This is a genomic window from Pilimelia columellifera subsp. columellifera, assembly GCF_039532605.1.
Taxonomy (GTDB): domain Bacteria; phylum Actinomycetota; class Actinomycetes; order Mycobacteriales; family Micromonosporaceae; genus Pilimelia; species Pilimelia columellifera.
Genome location: NZ_BAAARY010000001.1, coordinates 1 through 18487, shown reverse-complemented (window position 1 = coordinate 18487; position 18487 = coordinate 1). Strand labels below are relative to the sequence as shown.

Genomic DNA, 18487 nt, shown 5'->3' with positions numbered 1-18487 from the left:
CGGAGGAGGGCTGCGACGTGATTTTCAAAGCGGTTCGCGAGGGGCGGCCCTACCCCCCGCACGAGCTGACCCTCAAGGAGTGGGCGGCGATCCCGCCACGGCAGGTGCGTCTCGATCAGCTCATCACGATCAAGCGGGAGCTGGCGCTGGACAAACTGCTGGCGGAGGATTCGACCTACTTCGGCGACCTCTTTCCGCACGTCGTGGAGTGGGAAGGGTCGATGTATCTCGAGGACGGACTGCACCGGGCGCTGCGGGCCGCGTTGCAGCAGCGCACGCAGATCCACGCGCGCGTTCACATTATGTGATGTGGCCGCCAGCGCCTGGCACCTGCTGGCGCTCACCGGCGTCAACCCGCTCGCCTAGGGTGGAGCGCATGCCTGCCGACGTGATGGAGCTCCTCGACACCGACCGCCTGCTCAGCGACGCCGAACGGGACATCCGCGACGTCGTCCGCCGGGTCGTCGACGAGAAGGTGCGCCCGCAGGTCGCCGACTGGTACGAGAGCGGGCGGGCGCCGGTACGGGAGCTGGCCCGCGAGTTCGGCAAGCTCGGTCTCCTCGGCATGCACCTGGACGGGTACGGCTGCGCCGGCTCGTCCGCCGTCGCCTACGGACTGGCGTGCCTGGAGCTGGAGGCCGGGGACTCCGGGGTGCGCTCGTTGGTGTCGGTGCAGGGCTCGCTGGCCATGTACGCCATCTGGAAGTACGGCGCCGAGGAGCAGAAGCTGCGCTGGCTGCCGTCGATGGCCGCCGGGGAGACCATCGGCTGCTTTGGGCTCACCGAGGCCGACCACGGCTCCGACCCGGCGTCCATGGCCACCCGCGCCGTCCGCGACGGCGACGGATGGCTGCTCACCGGCGGGAAGATGTGGATCACCAATGCCCCGGTCGGCGACGTCGCCGTCGTGTGGGCCCGCACCGAGGCCGGTGTGAACGGGTTCATCGTCCCGCTGGACCTGCCCGGGGTGGGCGTCCGGGAGATCGGGCAGAAGCTGTCGCTGCGGGCCTCGGCCACCGGCGCGCTGACCTTCGACGACGTCCGGTTGCCCGCCGACGCCCTGCTGCCCGAAGCCCGGGGGCTCAAGGCGCCGCTGTCGTGCCTGACCGAGGCGCGGTTCGGGATCGTGTTCGGGGCGCTCGGCGCGGCCCGTGACTGCCTACGCGTGGCTGTCGACTACGCCACCAGCCGGGAGCAGTTTGGCAGACCCATCGCAACCTTCCAGCTCACCCAGGCCAAGCTCGCCGACATGGCCGTCGAGCTGCACAAGGGGTACCTGCTGGCGCTGCACCTGGGGCGGCTCGCCGATGCCGGCCGGCTCCGCCCGGAGCAGGTCAGCCTCGGCAAGCTCAACAACGTGCGGGAGGCGCTGGCGATCGCCCGGCAGTGCCGCACGATCCTGGGCGCCAACGGGGTCAGCGGCGGCTATCCGATCATGCGGCACGCGAACAACCTGGAGAGCGTGCTCACCTACGAGGGCACGTCCGAGATCCACCAGTTGGTCATCGGGCAGGCGCTGACGGGTCAGGCGGCGTTCGTCTGACCGGTCTTCAGGCGTCGGCGGGCACCCGGGCGGTCGCCGACCTCGGCCTGGGGATGGTGGCGGTGATCTCCGCGGGCGTCGGGTTGGTGGCCTCGAACCGGTCGACCTGACGAAGCAGCCGGGCGGCGAGCAGCACCTCGAAGGCGAGCATCGCCGCTCCCGCGATCACCGGCGCGGCGATCACCGCACCGGTGATCGGACCGATGATGAACGCCGCCATCTGGAACTCGATGCCGCTGACCAGGTGGGTGCGGATCCGGCGCCGCAGCAGCGCCGTGCGGACTCGGCTGACCAGGCTCAGCGAGTCACGTGGCGTTTCGGCGGAGTCGTCGTCGTCCTCGGCGTCCACTTCGGCCTGCTCGGCCTGCGACCGGGCGTCGTAGTCGGCCCCCAGCTCGGCGATCTCCCGCCGGCGGCGACGCATCGCGGCCCGCACCTTGCCCATGTGCCAGGCGCTCATGTAGCGGATGAGGTGGACGGCGAGAATGCCGAAGGCCGCCCACAGGTACAGCGGGTTGCCGGTCGCCGCGAACTGACCGCCCATGAGCGCGGCCGCCGCGATGATGATGCGGATCTCGTCGACGATGAAGTCGAGCCAGACGCCGAAGAACGAGCCGGTGCCGTTGAGCCGGGCGACCTTGCCGTCCATGCAGTCGACGACGAAGCTCAGGTGGAAGAGCAGGCCACCGACGATCAGCCAGGCCGATTCGGCGGTGGCGAAGCACGCCGCCGACGCCAGGCCCAGTAGCAGCGCCACGCCGGTCAGGAGGTTCGGGGTGATCCAGCGGTAGGGCGCCGCCCACTGAACGAGACGGGAGGCCACGGGGTCGACGAGGATCACGGTCCACCAGGCGTCCCGGGCCTTGTAGGTGCGGGACCTGATCTCGTCGATGGAAACTCGGTTGCTCATCCAGTGACCTCACGTCCGCCAGCGGGGGTGTACTCGGCGTGAAGAAAAGGTAAAGGACACCATCGGGGCTGAACAATCAGTTGAGTAACCCGATCTTGGTCCACCGAATGGCATACAGGCGAATTGTCCATTCCGTGCTGTCGGCGGGCTCCTCTAGGCTCGGACCATGGTTGGCAGCGATCCATCCCCGCAGGGCAACGCCACTGTCCCCGTCCGTGCGTCCGGCCTGTCGGCGTTTCCGAGGCGGCTGCGGTGGGCTGCCGCGGTCGCGGCGCTCCTGGTGGTGGCGGGGCTGGCCGTCGGGAGCCTGGTGGGGTCCCGGTGGCCTGGTCTCGGCGGCGTCTTCGGCGCCCAGACCACCGACCGGAGCCAGCCGGTGCTGCTCCAGTCGATGCGGGACCTGTCCCGGTTCGTTGCCGCCGAGGGCACCTACCAGGTCGTCATCGACCTTCAACGCGACCGGCGCTACGTCCCCGATTTTCTCCTCGAAGAGCGCACCCTCCTCGTCGGGACCGGCACTGCTGAGGCGTACGTCGACTTCGCCTCCCTGGCGGACGGCGCCGTCACGGTGTCCGAGGATCGCCGCTCCGTCAGGGTGGCGCTGCCCGGCCCGCAGCTCGGTCCACCCCGGCTGGACCTGGCGCGTAGCTACGTCTTCGCCGAGCAGCGCGGCCTCCTCAACCGGCTCAGTGAGGTCTTCGGCGGGGCCCCGGACCGGCAGCGGGTCGTCTACCAGCTTGCCGAGCAGCGGATCGGCGCCGCGGCCGGCGCCAGCGGCCTGCTTGAGCGGGCCGCTGGCAACACCCGACAGATGATCGAGGGCCTGCTGCGGTCGCTGGGCTTCGACCAGGTGGAGGTCGTCGTCGCGGCAGTCCAGTGAGGTGACCGATTTCTGTTGATCTTCCGATATCGATACCATCCCCGCCTATTGGTCTGGTTGCCGACGAAGGGCAGTCGATTGGGACGCGTATCGCGCCGCTCGTTGCTGTCGCTACTGGGGGTCGGGGCGATCGGCGCCGCGGTGATCGCCAGCCAGCGCCGCCCCGGGCCGACAACCCACCCGGCGTCTGCCGTCGGCGGTGGACAGGGCGCGGGCACGCCGGCCGGTCGTGCTCCCGGCCCACACCTCACCCCCACCGTTGAGCGCACACACGCCGGCATCCCTCGCCAATGGGCAAGACGAGTGAATCCGGTCGGGATCGAGAACGCACTTCGCGGCGACACCCGGTGGAAGGTCGGCGGCCTGCGGGTCGTTGACGACGTTGGCCGGCAGATCCAGGGATACGCCTCACACTCCAGCGTCAATCTTGGTGAGAACATCGACTTCCACGTCGCGCTGGCCAACGCAGAGGACTTCGCGATCGACATCGTCCGGATCGGCCACTATGGCGGCGCCGGCGGACGTCGGGTCGCCCGGAGCCCACGCCTACGGGGTCGTCCGCGACGGGCGCCCGCTGCCGGCGACGCCGGCCAGATCCGCTGCCGGTGGCCGCGCTCATGGCGGCTGGCCGTGCCCCCCGACTGGACATCTGGCGTCTACCTGGCCGTCTTCCGCAGCGCCAACGGTTGGCGATCGGCTACGCCATTCGTCGTCCGCGACGACAGCCGGACCGCAGCCCTACGGGTGGTGCTGCCGTTCTACACCTACCAGGCGTACAACCAGTGGCCAGCGGACGGCCGGGCCGGAAAGAGCCTGTACTACGGCTACGACCGGGCCGGGCAGCGGGTCTGGACCGAGCGGGCCGCCAAGGTCTCCTTCGACCGGCCCTACGCCGGCGCCGGCCTGCCGTCCCGGTGCGCCGTCGACCTGGACGCGGTCCGGTGGTTGGAGCGCCACAGCTACGACGTCGCCTACCTGGCCAGCGACGATCTGGACATCGGCCGGACCGAGGCGGGCCGTCAGCGTGGACTGGTCTTCTGCGGCCACGACGAGTACTGGACCGCGGCCATGCGCGGTAACGCTGAGTCGCTGCTGGCGCAGGGCGTCAGCCTGGCTTTCCTGGCCGCGAACAACGTGTACTGGCGGTCGCGGGTCGAGGGCGCCCGACGCGGCCGGCCGGCCCGGACGTTGGTCTGTTACAAGGAGGCCCCCGACCCCCGACCGGGCGGAACCCACCGCTGGCGCGACGACCGCGCCAGCCCGCGGGAACCGGAGCAGCGGCTGCTCGGCGCCCAGTTCAACGGCATCGTCCGGGGCCGTTGGCCACTCGTGGTCACCGGCGCTGATCACTGGTTCTGGGCCGGGTGCGGGGTCGCCGACGGCGACCACATCGGCGGCGTGGTGGGCGTCGAGGCGGACGGCGTCGCGTCCTCGGTCCCGGTCGAGGGATCGCGCACCGTCCTGGCCGCCTCGCCGTACCGGGACCGGGGCGGCGCGTCGAAGACTCAGCACACCGTCGTTCGGGAGCTGCCGAACGGGGCGCTGGTGTTCCTGGCCGGATCGATGGACTGGCCGGTGGCGATGGCCCGCCCTGGTCGGCGCGATCCCAGAATCGAACGGGCCACCCGTAACGTCCTGGACCGGATCGGCCGTACGGTGTGATCAACGGCCGTGTCCGGCCCGGGCGCCTCCTGTTGCCGTAGGCTCGCCCCCGGTCCGCCGGCGGCGGTCAGCGCGCGGGCTGGAACAAGGGAGTGGCGCCACATGATCAGCGTTTTTGATCTCTTCACGGTCGGGATCGGGCCGTCCAGCTCCCACACCGTCGGCCCGATGCGCGCGGCCCGCACCTTCGTCGCCGGGCTCAAAGCCGATGGACTCCTGACCTCCGTCGGCGTGGTGAAAGCTGAGCTGTTCGGGTCCCTGGGCGCGACCGGGCACGGCCACGGCAGCGACAAGGCGGTGCTGCTGGGCCTGGCCGGTGACGAGCCCGAGACCGTCGACACCGCCACCATCGAGGCACGGGTCGGCGAGATCGTCGCCGACAAGCGCCTCACGCTGCTCGGCGTCCACGAGGTCACCTTCGATCCGGCCGTCCACCTGCTCATGCACCGACGCAAGTCGCTGCCGTACCACCCCAACGGAATGACGTTCGCGGCGTTCGACAGCGCCGGCGAGCTGATGCGCGCCCGCACCTACTACAGCGTCGGCGGGGGTTTCGTCGTCGACGAGGACGCCGCGGGCGCCGACCGGATCGTGCCGGACACCACCGCCGTTCCGTACCCGTTCCTCACCGGCGGCCAGATGCTGGCGATGGCCGCCGAGTCGGGCCACCGGATCAGCGACCTCATGATGGCCAACGAGACCGCCCGCCGATCTGAGGACGACGTGCGCGCCGGGCTGCTGCGCATCTGGCAGGTGATGCAGGACTGCGTGGCGGCCGGCTGCGCCACCGATGGCATCCTGCCCGGCGGTCTCAAGGTCCGCCGCCGGGCTGGCGAGGTGCGCAAGGCGCTGGAGTCCGAGCACTTCGCCACCGACCCGCTGCGGGTGATGGACTGGGTGACCCTGTTCGCGCTGGCGGTGAACGAGGAGAACGCTGGCGGCGGTCGGGTGGTGACCGCCCCCACCAACGGCGCCGCCGGCATCATCCCGGCGGTGCTGCACTACTACTGGCGGTTCGTGCCGGGCGCCAGCGCCGACGGCGTGGTCCGGTTCCTGCTGGCCGCGGCCGCCGTGGGCGTGCTGTTCAAGGAAAACGCATCGATCTCCGGCGCCGAGGTCGGTTGTCAAGGCGAGGTCGGGTCGGCGTGCTCGATGGCCGCCGCCGGCCTGGCCGAGGTGATGGGCGGCACGCCGAGCCAGGTCGAGAACGCCGCCGAGATCGCCATGGAACATAACCTGGGCCTCACCTGCGACCCGGTCGGCGGTCTGGTGCAGATCCCGTGCATCGAGCGCAACGCCGTCGCGGCGGTCAAGGCCATCACCGCCGCCAGGTTGGCGCTGCGCGGCGACGGGCAGCACTTCGTCTCCCTCGACAAGGTCATCAAGACGATGCGGGAGACCGGGGCCGACATGAAGGTCAAGTACAAGGAGACGGCGCGCGGCGGACTGGCCGTCAACGTCATCGAATGCTGACCGAGACGAACGAGGGGGTTGTGTGATCGGGGCGCTGCTGTTGGGCGTGGAGGGCTTCCCCGCGACCGGATCGCCGCTGATCGACCAGCTCCGGGACGCCGGGATCACGCACGTCGACGCGGTGGACGGCACACCGGGTTCCGCGCTCGACGGACCCGGACCCGTCCTGGTGGTCCGTGCCGACCTGGTGGCACACACCGCGGTCCTTCGGAACCTGGCCACCGAGCCCGGGGGCCGGACCACTGTGCTCATCGGCGCGCGGGGGGACTCGCCGCCGGGCGACCCGGGCGGGGTGGGCGGTGGGCTCGCGGTGCGCGAGGAGCGAGGCCAGATCGTGGGGGTCGGTGGCGACGCCGTCCTCCTCGGCGCGGTCCGGGTGGCGCCCGCGGACCTGCCGCTGCTGGCGGCGGCCGGCGCTGACGAGCGTCCGCTGGACCGGCTGCTCGCCGACCTCGTCGCCACCGGCGCCCGGGTGGGTCGCCAGCGCGCCGGCCGGCTCTACGCCGCGACGGCAGTCGACCAGGCCGATGCCGAGCGTCGCCGGGCCGAGCGGGACGCCATCGACGAGGACGCCGCCCGGCTGCGGATGGCGGTCAAGGAGCACGACGACTTCTTCACGACCTACTTCATCAGCACCTGGTCGCCGTGGGTCACGAAGGCGTGCGCCCGGTTGCGGTTGACTCCGGCCGCGGTCACCGGGCTGTCGGTGGCGTTGGCGGCGCTGGCGACCGTCGGGTTCGCCACGGGCCTGCGGGGCGGGCTCGTCGCCGGCGCGGCGCTGCTGTACCTGAGCTTCGTGCTGGACTGTGTGGACGGCCAGCTCGCCCGTTACACCCGTGAGTTCAGCCCGTTCGGCGGGTGGCTCGACACGATGGCCGATCGGGGCAAGGAGTACCTGGTCTACGCCGGGCTGGCTTTCGGCGCCGAGCGCGTCGGCGCGACCGGGGTGTGGCCGTTGGCGGTGGCGGCGCTGGTGTTACAGACGGTCCGGCACCAGACCGACTACTGGTACGGCGCGCTGCACGACGAGGCTGCCCGGCGTCCGGGCGGGGACGTCGGCGGGGCGTTGGGGCGGATGTCGCAGCGGGTCCAGTCGGGCACGGGCTCGCCGGCCTACTGGCTCAAACGTATCGTGGTCTTCCCGATCGGCGAGCGATGGGCGCTCATCGCGGTGACGGCGGCGCTGTTCGACGGCCGGGTGGCCCTGCTGGCGGTGCTGACCTGGGGCGCGTTCGCCGGGGCGTACACGTTGGCGCTGCGGTCTATGCGGGCCCGGTCGATGCGGGTTCCGGTGATGACGACCGTCGACCTGCCTTACCACCGTGACGAGCCATGGTCGATGCGACGGGGTGTGTCGCACCCGGCGATCCAGCGGCTGGGTCCGTTGCCGTGGGTCGCGGTGGCCGTGGCGTCGGCTGGGGGCGCGCTGCTGGCGGCGGGGGGAATGGCGCCGGCGGGGACGGCGAGCCTGGCGGTGCTCGTGGCGCTGTTGCTGGTGGGTGTGGGCCGGTTGCCGTTGCGGCACCCGCACGACGGACCGTTGGACTGGTTGGTCCCGGCCGGGCTGCGCGCGGCTGAGCTGCTGGCGGTGGTGGCCGTCGGCGCGGTCGCCGACGTGCCGTGGCCGGTGGTGTACGGACTGCTCGCCTCGTTGGCGTTGCGGTACTACGACGCGATGGCCCGCGCGGAGAAGGGCGCCCCCACGGTTCCCCGGGCCCGATGGGACGTGCCCTGGCATGTGCGCGTCTTTGCCGTCGCGGTGGCGTCGGTAACCCCGGTGGCGCTGCCGTTGTTAGTCCTGTTGTCAACATACGTCGTTGTCGTGTTCTGTTGGGGCGTCTACCGGGGCTGGCTGGGGTACGCCAGCCCCGCCTAGTCCGATCCGCCGGTGCCGTAGGGAGTCGTGTGCCACTGCTCAGTGTCGTCGTTCCGGCCTTCAGGGTGCAGGGCTACCTGCGCGAGTGCCTCGACTCGATTCTCGACCAGGGTGTTGACGACCTGGAGGTGATCGTCGTCGACGACGGCTCGCCGGACAGCTGCGCGGCGATCGCCGCCGAGTACGTCCAGCGCGACCCGCGGGTCCGGCTCGTCTCGCTGCCGGTCAACGAGGGCCTCGGCCCGGCCCGCAACCATGGCCTGGAGGCCGCGTCCGGCGAGTTCGTCTGGTTCGTCGACAGCGACGACCGGCTCTCCTCGGGGGCGTTGAAGGCGGTCTCCCGGCGGCTGGTGGAGACCGATCCGGACGTGCTCATCGTCGACTTCGTGCGGTTTGGCGATGACGGCGGCACCGTTCGCAGCGACCTTGCCAGGGTGTTGGCGGACGCCCCGTTGGTCTTCGACGCCCGGCAGCAGCCGCAGGTGTTGTGGATTCTGCATGTCGCCTGGAACCGGATCGTGCGTCGTGAGTTCCTGCTGCGGCTGGGCCTGCGGTTCGAACCGGGCTGGTACGAGGACGTGTCGTTCAGTTACCCGGCGGTCGCGGCGGCGGCGCGGATCAGCGCGCTCAGCCGGGTGTGTGTGGAGTACCGGCAGCGCCGGGTCGGGGCGATCACCAGCACCGTGAACGACCGGCACTTCGAGATGTTCGACCACTGGGACCGCGCCTGGGAGCGCCTCGATGCGGTCGGTGGGCTGATCGATGAGCTGCGGCCGGAGCTGTTCGGTCGGATGGTCTGGCATTTCCTGACGGTGCTCGGCAGCGACCGTCGGGTCCCGCGCGGCTCCCGGCGCCGGTTCTTCCTGCGGATCTGCGATGAGTTCGCCGCGCGCCGTCCGGACGCCGGTTACCGCGTGCCCGCGGGTATCGAGGGCCTCAAGCACCGGCTGGTCGCCAGCCGGTCCTGGCGGACGTTCCTGTTGTTGCGGGCGGTGGTGCGGCTGCGACGGCGTGGGGTCGCGGTGGCGCGTCGGGCGCTCCGACCGGTCGTCCGGGTGGCGTCGGGCACGGCGCGGTCCGCGGTGGGCGTGGTCGGTCGGGCCTGGTACCGACTGTGCCTGCTGCTGCCGCGCGACGAGCGGTTGGCTGTCTTCGCCTCCTACTGGTACCGGGGGTACTCGGGCAACCCGGCCGCGGTCTACGAGGCCGTGACGCGGCTGGCGCCACAGGTCAGGGGCGTCTGGGTGACCCGTCGGGACCGTCGTGGCCAGTTCCCGCCCGGGACGCCGACCGTGGTCGCCGGGAGCCTGGCCTACTACCGTGCGCTGGCCCGCGCCAGCTACCTGGTCAATGACGTCAACTTCCCCGACTTCGTGGTGAAGCGGCGGGGCACGAAACACCTGCAGACCCATCACGGCACCCCGTTGAAGGTGATGGGGGTGGAACAGGCACGGTTCCCTGGCGGCGCGGATATCGACTACCGGCGGCTGCTGCGTCGCTGTGACCGTTGGGACTTCTCGCTGTCGTCGAACCCGCTGTCGACGGAGGTGTGGGAGCGGGCGTACCCGTGTGCGTACGAGCATCTGGAGTTCGGGTACCCGCGTAACGACCGGCTGGCGCTGGCCGACGCCGCTGACGTGGCGCGGGCCAAAGCCTCGGTGGGCGCGGCCGACGGCGACCTGGTGGTGCTCTACGCCCCGACGCACCGGTCGAACCACCCCGGGTACCGTCCGCCGTTCGACGTGGACGAGCTGGCCGAGGCGCTCGGGCCGCGGGGTCGGCTGTTGGCGCGCGGGCACTACTTCGGCGACGGCGCCGGGGCGCGGGCGGTGGGCGCCGGCCTGGGTCGGGTGCTGGACGTGTCCGACCGGCCGAGCGTGGAGGAGCTGTATCTGGCGGCCGACGTGCTCGTCACCGACTACTCGTCGGCGATGTTCGACTATGCGGTGCTGGACCGGCCGATCGTCATCTACGCCCCGGACTGGCAGACGTACCGCAGCACCCGCGGCGTCACCTTCGACCTGTTCGCCACGCCGCCCGGGCCGGTGGCGACGACGTTTGACGCGTTGGCGGAGCTGTTCCGCAAGGACGAGGTCGAGTCGGAGTCGACCCAGCGGGCGCGGGCGGCGTTCCGGCGTCGCTTCTGTTCCTGGGAGGACGGCCGGGCCGCGGAGCGGGTGGCGCGCCGGGTGTTCCTCGGCGAGGTCGTGCCGTCGTGCCGTGGTCAGGGACCTGTGGTGGCTGTGCCGGCGGAGGGACGCATGGCGTCGTCTGTTCCGGCCGGCCGGGTGGGGGTCCCGGGCGGGTCGAGCAGGGAGTCCGAGGCCACCAGGTAGCGGGGCCGGTCCTGGACCGCGGTGTAGATCCGCCCGATGTACTCGCCGAGCAGGCCCAGGCAGACCAGCTGCACCCCGCCCAGCAGCAGCACCGCCACGAACAGCGACGCCCAGCCGGGCACGGTGACGTCGTTGGCGTAGGCGATCACGCCGAAGAGCATCATGAGCAGGCAGAACACGAAGCTGGCCAGGCCCAGCCAGGTGGCCAGGCGCAGCGGCGCGGCGGAGAAGTTGGTGACGCTGTCCCAGGCCAGCCGGAGCATCCGGGCCAGCGGGTACTTGGTCGTCCCGGCGACCCGGGGCGCCCGCGCGTACCGGACCTGCCCGGACCGGAAGCCCAGCGACGGCACCAGCAGGCGGTACACCGGCTCGTGTTCGGGCAGTTGGGCGAGGGTGTCGACGACCTCGCGACTGAGTAGCCGGAAGTCCCCCGCCTGGCCGGGCACCCAGCCGCCGACGAGCGAACGCATGAGCCGGTAGTAGGCCGCGGCGGTGTGACGTTTGAAGGCGGTGTCGGTGGCGCGGTCGTCCCGGACCCCGTATACGACGTCCAGGCCGTCCCGTCGGGCCAGCGCGAGCATGTCGACGATCTTCTCCGGCGGGTCCTGAAGGTCGGCGTCGATGCTCACCACGTACCGGCCGCGGGCCCGGCGCAGTCCGGCGGTCAGGGCGGCCTGGTGGCCGCTGTTGCGGCGTAGCCGCAGCACCCGCAGCTGCGGCCAGACCCGCCGTGCCCCGTGCAGCAGCATGGCGGTGGCGTCGGCGCTGCCGTCGTCGACGGCGACGACCTCGTACGGCTCGCCGAGGGCGTCGAGCACCGGGCGGAGCCGGTCGATGAGTGGGACGAGCGCGTCCTCCTCGTTGAACATGGGGACGACCACCGACAGTGTTGGCGCCGCGGGGGCTGCCGCGTTCTCCGAGCTCGGCTCGCCGGTGGGCGCGGGATCGGCGTCGGTGGGCTCCACGGCCGGGACTCTACCCGGACGCGCCGGGCTGGGCGGTGGTCGTCGGCGCGGCGGTCACAGCGGAGCGACGACCGAGACCCGGCCTTCGGCGAGCCAGTAGGACATGCCGACCACGGCGCAGCGCCCGGCGGCGACGGCGTCGACCACCGAGCCGGCCTTCGCGACAGCGGCGGCGGTGTGTCGGACGTGAATGTCGGCCATCCCGATGTAGTCGGTGACGCCGTCGGCGTGTGCCGCACGCACGCTGGGCAGCACTCCGTCGACGATGGGTCGCAGGTTGTCGGGGGCGTGCGCGCCGCCGAGGGCGGACTCGGCGGCTTTGACCGCGCCGCAGTCCTCGTGGCCGAGCACGACAACCAGGGGCGCCCCGAGGACGGCGACGCCGAACTCGATGCTCGCGAGCACCTCTGGCCCGACGATGTGGCCGGCGGTGCGCACGACGAACAGGTCGCCGAGGCCGCGGTCGAAGATGATCTCGGCAGCGAGGCGCGAGTCGGAGCAGCCGAACAGCACCGCGAACGGGCGCTGGGCGGTGGCCAGCGCGGCGCGGTGCTCGGCGTCCTGGTGGGGGTGCAGCCGGGTGTTGGTGACAAACCGGTGGTTTCCCGCCAGCAGGTCGGCGAGCGCCTCGGCCGGGGTGGGGGCGGCCGGTGGCAGCGGTGGCGCGGCCTTTTCAAGATCAGTCACGGGTTCAGACTGTCATGTGATCGGGTGCTGCTGGCGCCGGGTTTGCCACCCGGAAACACCTCATAACTTCTAAATTCACCCCTAAATGGGGGATATTGCATTGCGCTCCATGGCTTCGACCGCGACCCGGCCGTTCGTCACGGTGACGGCAGCGTGCGGCTGCGGCCGGTGGACGTACGGGGCGTCCACCGCGAGGCGCTGGCGTGCGACATCCAGTCAGAGGTGGTAGCTCAATGCTTCCGTACGGTCGTCAATCAATCACTTCCGATGACATCGCTGCCGTGGTCGAGGCCATGCGTGGGGACCGGCTGACCTCCGGCCCGCAGGTCGTGGCCTTCGAGAAGGAGCTCGCCGAGCACGTCGGCGGGACGCCCTGCGTCGCGGTCAGCAGCGGCACCGCCGCGCTGCACACCGCGTACGCGGCGGCGGGCCTCAGCGCCGGCGACGAGGTGATCACCTCGCCGATCACCTTCGCGGCCACCGCCACCACCGCGGTCCTCCGGGGCGCCACCGTCGTCTTCGCCGACGTCCGCGACGACGGCGCCCCCACCATCGACCCCGACGCCGTCCGATCCGCCGTCACCCCGAAAACCAGGGTGATCTCGGTGGTGGACTACGCCGGCCACCCCGCCGAGTACGAGCCGCTGCGCGCCGTCGCCGCCGACGCCGGCGCCGCCCTGGTCGCCGACGCCGCCCACTCGTTCGGCGCCACCTATCGGGGCGCCCAGGTGGGCACACTCGCCGATCTCACCGCCTTCTCCTTCTTTCCCAACGGCCCGATCACCACCGGCGAGGGCGGCGCGCTGGCCGTCGCTGACCCGGCGCTACGCCGTCGCGCCCGCTACTTCCGGGACCTGGGCCAGGTCGGCGAGGGCGGCGACCAACGCCAGCCCAATGAGGGCGGCTGGCATCAGGAGGTCCAGGAGCTGGGGCTCAACTACCGGCTCTCCGACATCCTCTGCGGCCTCGGGCGCAGCCAGCTACGCCGGGTGGCGTTCTTCACCGCCCGCCGCGCGGCCATCGCCCGGCGCTACGCCGAACTGCTCGTCGACATCCCGGGCCTCGGCCTGCCTACCGTCCGCGACGACGTCACCCACGCCTGGCACCTGTATCCGGTGCGTGTCTCCGACGGCCGTCGCCGTGAGGTCTACGACCGGATGACCGCCGCCGGGATCGGCGTCGCCGTCCACTATCTGCCGGTCTACCGGCACCCCGTCTTCGCCGAACGTGGTTACCGGCGCGGCATGTGCCCGCGGGCCGAAGCCTTCTACGCCGACCAGCTCTCGCTGCCGATCTTCCCCGATCTCACCGACGCCGAGCAGGACAAGGTCGTCGCCGAGCTTCGCCAGATCCTCGGTTGACCAGCGCTCGCCGTCGCCCACTCTCACGACCCCCTCACTGACGAAAGGAGCGACGGTGCGCGTCGTCGGCATCATGCAGGCCCCCATGGCCACTACCCACCTACCAGGAAAGGTTCTCCAGCTACTCGGCGGGTGCAGCGTCCTGGAACGGATGGTCCGCGCGGTCCGCGACAGCGCCGAGCTCGACGGGCTGGTCGTGGTCACCACCACCGGCTCCGGCGACGACGCGGTGGCCACCGAGTGCGCCCGGCTCGGCGTGGCCGTCCACCGGGGTCCGGCGGGCGATCCGTTGCGCCAGGTCGTCGGCGCGCTCGACGACCACCCGGCCGACGCTGTCATGCCGTTCTCGACCGACTGCCCGCTGCTGGACCCGGAGCTGATCGCGGTCGGCGTCCGGGTGTTCCGGGCCATGCCCGGCCTGGACTACCTCAGCACGGCGCTGCCGCGCACCCTGCCACAGGGCATGGACATCGAGGTGGTCCGCGCGTCCACGTTGCGGGCGGTCGACTCGCTGGCCGCCGGCGAGGACCGGGCCGAGCTCACCGGCTACCTGCGGGATCACCTCGACGACTACCGCGTGGTGGGCCTGACCGTGCCGCCGCGCCGCGCGCACCTGCGGCTGACGTTGGACACCATGGAGGACTTCGCCCTCATCTCGATGGTGGTCAGCCACTTCGGCGACAGCAGGGTCTCGGTGACCAAGGTGGTCGAGTGGTTGGACGCCAACCCGGCGGTGCGGGCCCTCAACGCCAAGGTCGCCTGAGCGTCACGCCTGTCGCCGCGGCACGGTGTCCGAGTCACATGATGGGATGGGTTCCGTCCGCTCCGCGGCCCGCGCGGCGGCGCGACCTTGTGCGCGAAGGAGCCGTCATGAGCCTGACACGGGCCGTGCTGAGGTCACCGGTCGGTGACCTCACCGCAGCTGTCGTCGACGGCGCCCTCACCACGCTGACCTTCGGCGCCGGACGCGCCGCCGAGACCGGCCCCGACCGGTGCCCGATACCAGGCCCCGATCAGGACGGGCCCGGTGTCGATGAGGTCGCGCCCGAGGCGCATCCCGTGCTCGCTGCTGTCGCCAGCCAGCTCGACGAGTACTTCGCCGGCCGCCGGACCAGCTTCGATCTGCCGTTGCGCCCGGCCGGCGGCGTCTTCGAGCGCCGGGTGTGGTCAGCCCTTCGCGAGATCCCTCACGGGCAGACCCGCAGCTACGGGCAGGTGGCCCGACAGCTCGGCCAACCGCTCGCCGCGCAGGCTGTCGGCGCCGCGAACGGCCGTAACCCGATCGCGGTGATCATCCCCTGCCACCGGGTGATCGGCGCTGACGGTTCGCTCACCGGGTACGCCGGCGGTCTGGACCGCAAACGCTTCCTGCTTGATCTCGAACAGCCGGATCGGTTGTTCTGAGCAGCTCACGTTCGGTGCGTCAGCAGCGTCTACCCGTCGTGAGCCTGCCCCCCTTCGAGCTGACGGTCGCCCGACACGCGGCGACCGTGCTGCGGGTCTGCCGTGCCCTGGTCGGCCCCGACGACGCGGACGACGCCTGGTCCGAGACGTTCCTGTCGGCCTTGCGCGCCTACCCGACGCTTCCCGCGGACGCGAACCTGGAGGCGTGGTTGGTGACGATCGCCCACCGTCGCTGTGTCGATCTGCTCCGGGCGCGGACCCGTCGGGCGGTCCCGGTCGGCACGCCGCCGGAGCGGGCGGCTCCGGAGGCGGCGGGCGATCTGGATCTGCGGGCGGCGCTCGCGGCGCTGCCCGACAAGCAGCGGGTGGTGGTGGCGCTGCACTACCTGGGCGGGCTGCCGTACCGGGAGGTCGCGGAGGTCGTGGGCGGATCGGTGGACGCCGCCCGCCGGGCGGCCGCGGACGGGGTGAGCGCGCTCCGCCGGCGCTATCGGAGAGAGGCGTAGTGATGGATCACAACGTGGGGGCGGATGTCCTCGGCGCGTTCCCGGTGACGGGCGGCGAGCTGGACCGGTTGCGTGAGCGCCTGGTCCGGGCGGCGCAGGACGAGGGCCTGTTGGACGTGGCGTACCGGGTGGTGGACTCGCCGCTCGGACCGTTGCTCCTGGCAGCGACGGCGCGGGGCCTGGTCCGGGTCGGGCTGCCGGCTCAGGGCCATGACGCCGTGCTGGCGGATCTCGCCGCGACGGTGAGCCCCCGGGTGTTGGCCGCCCCGGCCCGGCTCGATCCGGTGGCCCGGCAGCTCGACGAGTACTTCGCCAGGGGCCGTCGGGACTTCGACGTCCCGTTGGATCTTCCCGTGGGGCCGCGGTTCCGGGCTGCGGTGTTGGCCCGGTTGGCGGCCATCCCGTTCGGGGGTACGGCAACGTATTCGCAGGTGGCCGCCGAGGTGGGGAGTCCGCTGGCGGTGCGCGCGGTGGGGTCGGCGTGCGCGGCCAATCCGGTGCCGTTGGTGCTGCCGTGCCATCGGGTGGTGCGTGCCGACGGCGGTTGCGGCGGCTATGCGGGTGGCGTCGTGGCGAAGCGGTGGCTGATCGATCTGGAGCGTGGCGCGGCATGACCGATCTGGTGGTCGGTGACGACGGGCTGGCCCGGCCGGCCTGGGCGGCGGGTGACGCGTTGTTGAGGGAGTACTACGACAACGAGTGGGGAATGCCGGTCCACGGCGAGCGGGAGCTGTATGAGCGGATCACCCTTGAAGCGTTCCAGGCCGGATTGTCGTGGGTGACGATCCTGCGGAAGCGTCCGGCGTTCCGGCTGGCGTTCGACGGGTTCGACCCGGAGGTGGTGGCCGGATACGGCGACTCTGACGTGGAGCGGCTGCTCGCAGACGCGGGCATTGTCCGCAACGGGGCGAAGATCCGTGCGGCCGTCGGGAACGCGGCGGCGACGTTGGCGCTGCGGGACGAGGGCGGTCTGGACGCGTTCGTGTGGTCGTTCCGGCCGGATTCGACGCCGTCGCCGCGAACGCTGGCCGAGGCGCCGACGGTGTCTGCGGAGTCGGCGGCGTTGTCGAAGGCGTTACGTCGTAAAGGGTTCGTCTTCGTTGGGCCGACGACGATGTTCGCCCTGATGGAGGCCATTGGCATGGTGGATACGCATCTGGTCGGCAGTCACCGGCGTGGGTCCTCGGGTGTGTGGCGCTAGCTCTGCTCAAAGATTTTGATGAAGGTATTGATGATGCTCGTTCTCCTTGGCTACAGTCGGGCGATCAAGTCACATTCATCGATGTCTGACATCGTGTCTTTCGATCCCTGATGTGACCTCCGTCGGCCACCCCCGAGAATCGGAGCACCCCCCATGACCCGCAAACGCACAGCTGTGACGGCGCTCCTCGGCGCCGCATCCGTCCTTGGTCTCATGGCCACGACCCTGCCCGCCAGCGCGACGACCCGCCCCGCCCCGGCGCCGGCGGTCTCGGACGACGTCGTCCACGCGATGAGCCGGGACCTCGGCCTCACCACGACCGCCGTCCGCGCCCGGCTGGCCGCCGAGCACCAGGCGAGCCTGACCGGGGAGCGGCTCCGCACCGACCTCGGCGACGTCTTCGGTGGCTCCTGGCTCGACAACGGCCGGCTCGTCGTCGGCGTGACCGACCAGGCCCGCGCCGACCAGGCCCGCGCGGCCGGCGCTGAGGTCCGGGCGGTGTCGCGCACCCTCGCCCAACTCGACGGGGCCGTCGCCCGCCTAGACGCCGCGAAGGGCAAGGCCCCGGCCGGCGTCTCGGTCTGGTACGTCGACCCGACGACCAACGCCGTCGTCGTCCAGGCGCCCGCCAACTCCATGACCAAGGCCCGGTCCTTCGTCAAGGCGGCCGGTGTGGCCGCCGAGGCCGTCCGGTACGAGGTTACCAACGAGAGCCCGCGACTGCTCGCTGACATCGTGGGCGGTAACGCTTACATGATCAACAGCTCAGGTCGTTGCTCCGTCGGCTTCGCGGTGCAGGGCGGGTTCGTCACCGCCGGCCACTGTGGCAAGACCGGCGCGCGGGTCACCACCCGCGAGGGCGCCGCGTTGGGCTCGTTCCACGGCTCGACGTTCCCCGGCGATGACCTCGCCGTGGTGAAGGTAGACGGGGGTCACAACCTGCAGGGCGCCGTCAACAACTACAAAGGCGGTGTGGTCCGGGTCGCCGGTTCCACCCCGGCGACGGTGGGCGCTTCGATCTGCCGTTCCGGCTCCACCACGGGCTGGCACTGCGGCACGATCCGTAGCTACAACGCGACGGTGACCTACCCGCAGGGCAGCGTCACCGGGCTGATCCAGACCAACGTCTGCGCGGAGCCTGGCGACTCGGGCGGATCGGCGATCTCCGGCAGCCAGGCCCAGGGCGTCACCTCTGGCGGAAGTGGCAACTGCAGTAGCGGCGGCACTACCTACTTCCAGCCTGTCAACGAGATCCTGCAGCGCTACGGCGCCCAGCTGATCACCAGCTGAGCGGCTGTTGACGGAGGGGCGGGCGGCCGTGTTGGCCGCCCGCCCCTCCGTCTGTCTGTCTGTGTGATGCTCGCGGGCAAGCACCCGCGCCCACCCCCAGCGCGCCCATCCGCGGTCCAGCCCGAAGCAGAGGCCGCCCAACCTCTGGTGACCTGCGGGTATCCGGCAGACGCCACTTTGGGGGACCCTGCTTTGCGGCGTCCAGCCCGGGCGCGTAAGGTAGTCGAGCCGGCAGGGGTCGGCCAGGTGCTCGGCTGTTGTTGGTGGTCGGGTTTGCATTCCTTTCCGTGGTTCTTGTTTCGGGGTTGGTTTGTGTCTGGTCGGGTTTGTTGGTGGGGTTTCCCGGGTTTTGGCGCTGTGTTCTGGTGGTGCTAAGGTTCGGGAGATTGTTCG

17 protein-coding genes are annotated in these 18487 nt (G+C 71.3%); 14 read left to right on the top strand and 3 right to left on the bottom strand.

Translation table 11 applies throughout. From position 1 onward, the window contains the following. Positions 1–17 precede the first annotated feature (17 nt). Positions 18–308: a type II toxin-antitoxin system VapB family antitoxin gene (locus ABD287_RS00085; RefSeq protein ID WP_344166497.1), complete on the top strand. Its 291-nt coding sequence runs from the start codon at positions 18–20 to the stop codon at positions 306–308. A 68-nt stretch (positions 309–376) separates the two neighbouring features. After that, a complete protein-coding gene (locus ABD287_RS00080; RefSeq protein ID WP_344166495.1) occupies positions 377–1543 on the top strand; it encodes an acyl-CoA dehydrogenase family protein in 1167 nt (388 codons plus the stop codon). A gap of 7 nt (positions 1544–1550) precedes the next feature. Here the strand turns inward: ABD287_RS00080 and ABD287_RS00075 are convergent, their stop codons facing one another. Next, the gene (locus ABD287_RS00075; protein WP_344166493.1) at positions 1551–2453 is read right to left on the bottom strand and encodes a CDP-alcohol phosphatidyltransferase family protein; all 903 of its coding nucleotides are present in this window, start codon (positions 2451–2453) and stop codon (positions 1551–1553) included. 166 nt (positions 2454–2619) lie between these two features. On the opposite strand from ABD287_RS00075, the gene ABD287_RS00070 reads away from it, so the two are divergent. The 5 genes from ABD287_RS00070 to ABD287_RS00050 all read left to right on the top strand — a co-directional run bounded on the left by ABD287_RS00070 (position 2620) and on the right by ABD287_RS00050 (position 10680). Continuing rightward, a complete protein-coding gene (locus ABD287_RS00070; protein WP_344166491.1) occupies positions 2620–3333 on the top strand; it encodes a DUF4230 domain-containing protein in 714 nt (237 codons plus the stop codon). Between the two features lie 102 nt (positions 3334–3435). Further along, positions 3436–4995 (top strand): N,N-dimethylformamidase beta subunit family domain-containing protein, encoded by a 1560-nt coding sequence (locus tag ABD287_RS00065; RefSeq protein WP_344166489.1) that lies wholly within the window; start codon positions 3436–3438, stop codon positions 4993–4995. 102 nt (positions 4996–5097) lie between these two features. Next, a complete protein-coding gene (locus tag ABD287_RS00060) occupies positions 5098–6468 on the top strand; it encodes an L-serine ammonia-lyase (protein WP_344166487.1) in 1371 nt (456 codons plus the stop codon). Positions 6469–6490: 22 nt separating this feature from the next. Beyond that, complete coding sequence (locus ABD287_RS00055; protein WP_344166485.1) at positions 6491–8344, top strand: CDP-alcohol phosphatidyltransferase family protein; 1854 nt, start codon at positions 6491–6493, stop codon at positions 8342–8344. A 29-nt stretch (positions 8345–8373) separates the two neighbouring features. Further along, positions 8374–10680 carry a bifunctional glycosyltransferase/CDP-glycerol:glycerophosphate glycerophosphotransferase gene (locus ABD287_RS00050; RefSeq protein ID WP_344166483.1) on the top strand — a complete coding sequence of 769 codons (2307 nt, stop codon included), beginning with the start codon at positions 8374–8376 and terminating at the stop codon, positions 10678–10680. On the opposite strand, the gene ABD287_RS00045 is transcribed toward ABD287_RS00050, so the two are convergent. Continuing rightward, positions 10569–11645, bottom strand: coding sequence for a glycosyltransferase family 2 protein (locus tag ABD287_RS00045; RefSeq protein WP_344166481.1), 1077 nt, complete (start codon positions 11643–11645; stop codon positions 10569–10571). The two genes, ABD287_RS00050 and ABD287_RS00045, sit on opposite strands and share 112 nt — an antisense overlap. Before the next feature lie 54 nt (positions 11646–11699). Next, complete coding sequence (locus ABD287_RS00040) at positions 11700–12332, bottom strand: carbonic anhydrase (protein ID WP_344166479.1); 633 nt, start codon at positions 12330–12332, stop codon at positions 11700–11702. A 233-nt stretch (positions 12333–12565) separates the two neighbouring features. Here ABD287_RS00040 and ABD287_RS00035 point away from each other — a divergent pair, with 233 nt between their 5' ends. The 7 genes from ABD287_RS00035 to ABD287_RS00005 all read left to right on the top strand — a co-directional run bounded on the left by ABD287_RS00035 (position 12566) and on the right by ABD287_RS00005 (position 18094). Beyond that, positions 12566–13693 (top strand): DegT/DnrJ/EryC1/StrS family aminotransferase, encoded by a 1128-nt coding sequence (locus ABD287_RS00035; RefSeq protein WP_344166477.1) that lies wholly within the window; start codon positions 12566–12568, stop codon positions 13691–13693. A 73-nt stretch (positions 13694–13766) separates the two neighbouring features. Further along, a complete protein-coding gene (locus ABD287_RS00030) occupies positions 13767–14456 on the top strand; it encodes a cytidylyltransferase domain-containing protein (protein WP_344167668.1) in 690 nt (229 codons plus the stop codon). 107 nt (positions 14457–14563) lie between these two features. Further along, positions 14564–15097, top strand: a complete 534-nt coding sequence (locus ABD287_RS00025) for a methylated-DNA--[protein]-cysteine S-methyltransferase (RefSeq protein ID WP_344166475.1) — start codon at positions 14564–14566, stop codon at positions 15095–15097. A gap of 38 nt (positions 15098–15135) precedes the next feature. Beyond that, positions 15136–15603, top strand: a complete 468-nt coding sequence (locus tag ABD287_RS00020) for an RNA polymerase sigma factor (protein WP_344166473.1) — start codon at positions 15136–15138, stop codon at positions 15601–15603. 2 nt (positions 15604–15605) lie between these two features. Further along, positions 15606–16217, top strand: coding sequence for a methylated-DNA--[protein]-cysteine S-methyltransferase (locus ABD287_RS00015; protein WP_344166471.1), 612 nt, complete (start codon positions 15606–15608; stop codon positions 16215–16217). Further along, positions 16214–16804, top strand: coding sequence for a DNA-3-methyladenine glycosylase I (locus ABD287_RS00010; RefSeq protein WP_344166469.1), 591 nt, complete (start codon positions 16214–16216; stop codon positions 16802–16804). The genes ABD287_RS00015 and ABD287_RS00010 overlap by 4 nt, the downstream gene beginning before the upstream one ends. Positions 16805–16957: 153 nt before the next feature. After that, a complete protein-coding gene (locus ABD287_RS00005) occupies positions 16958–18094 on the top strand; it encodes a S1 family peptidase (RefSeq protein WP_344166467.1) in 1137 nt (378 codons plus the stop codon). Positions 18095–18487: the final 393 nt, after the last annotated feature.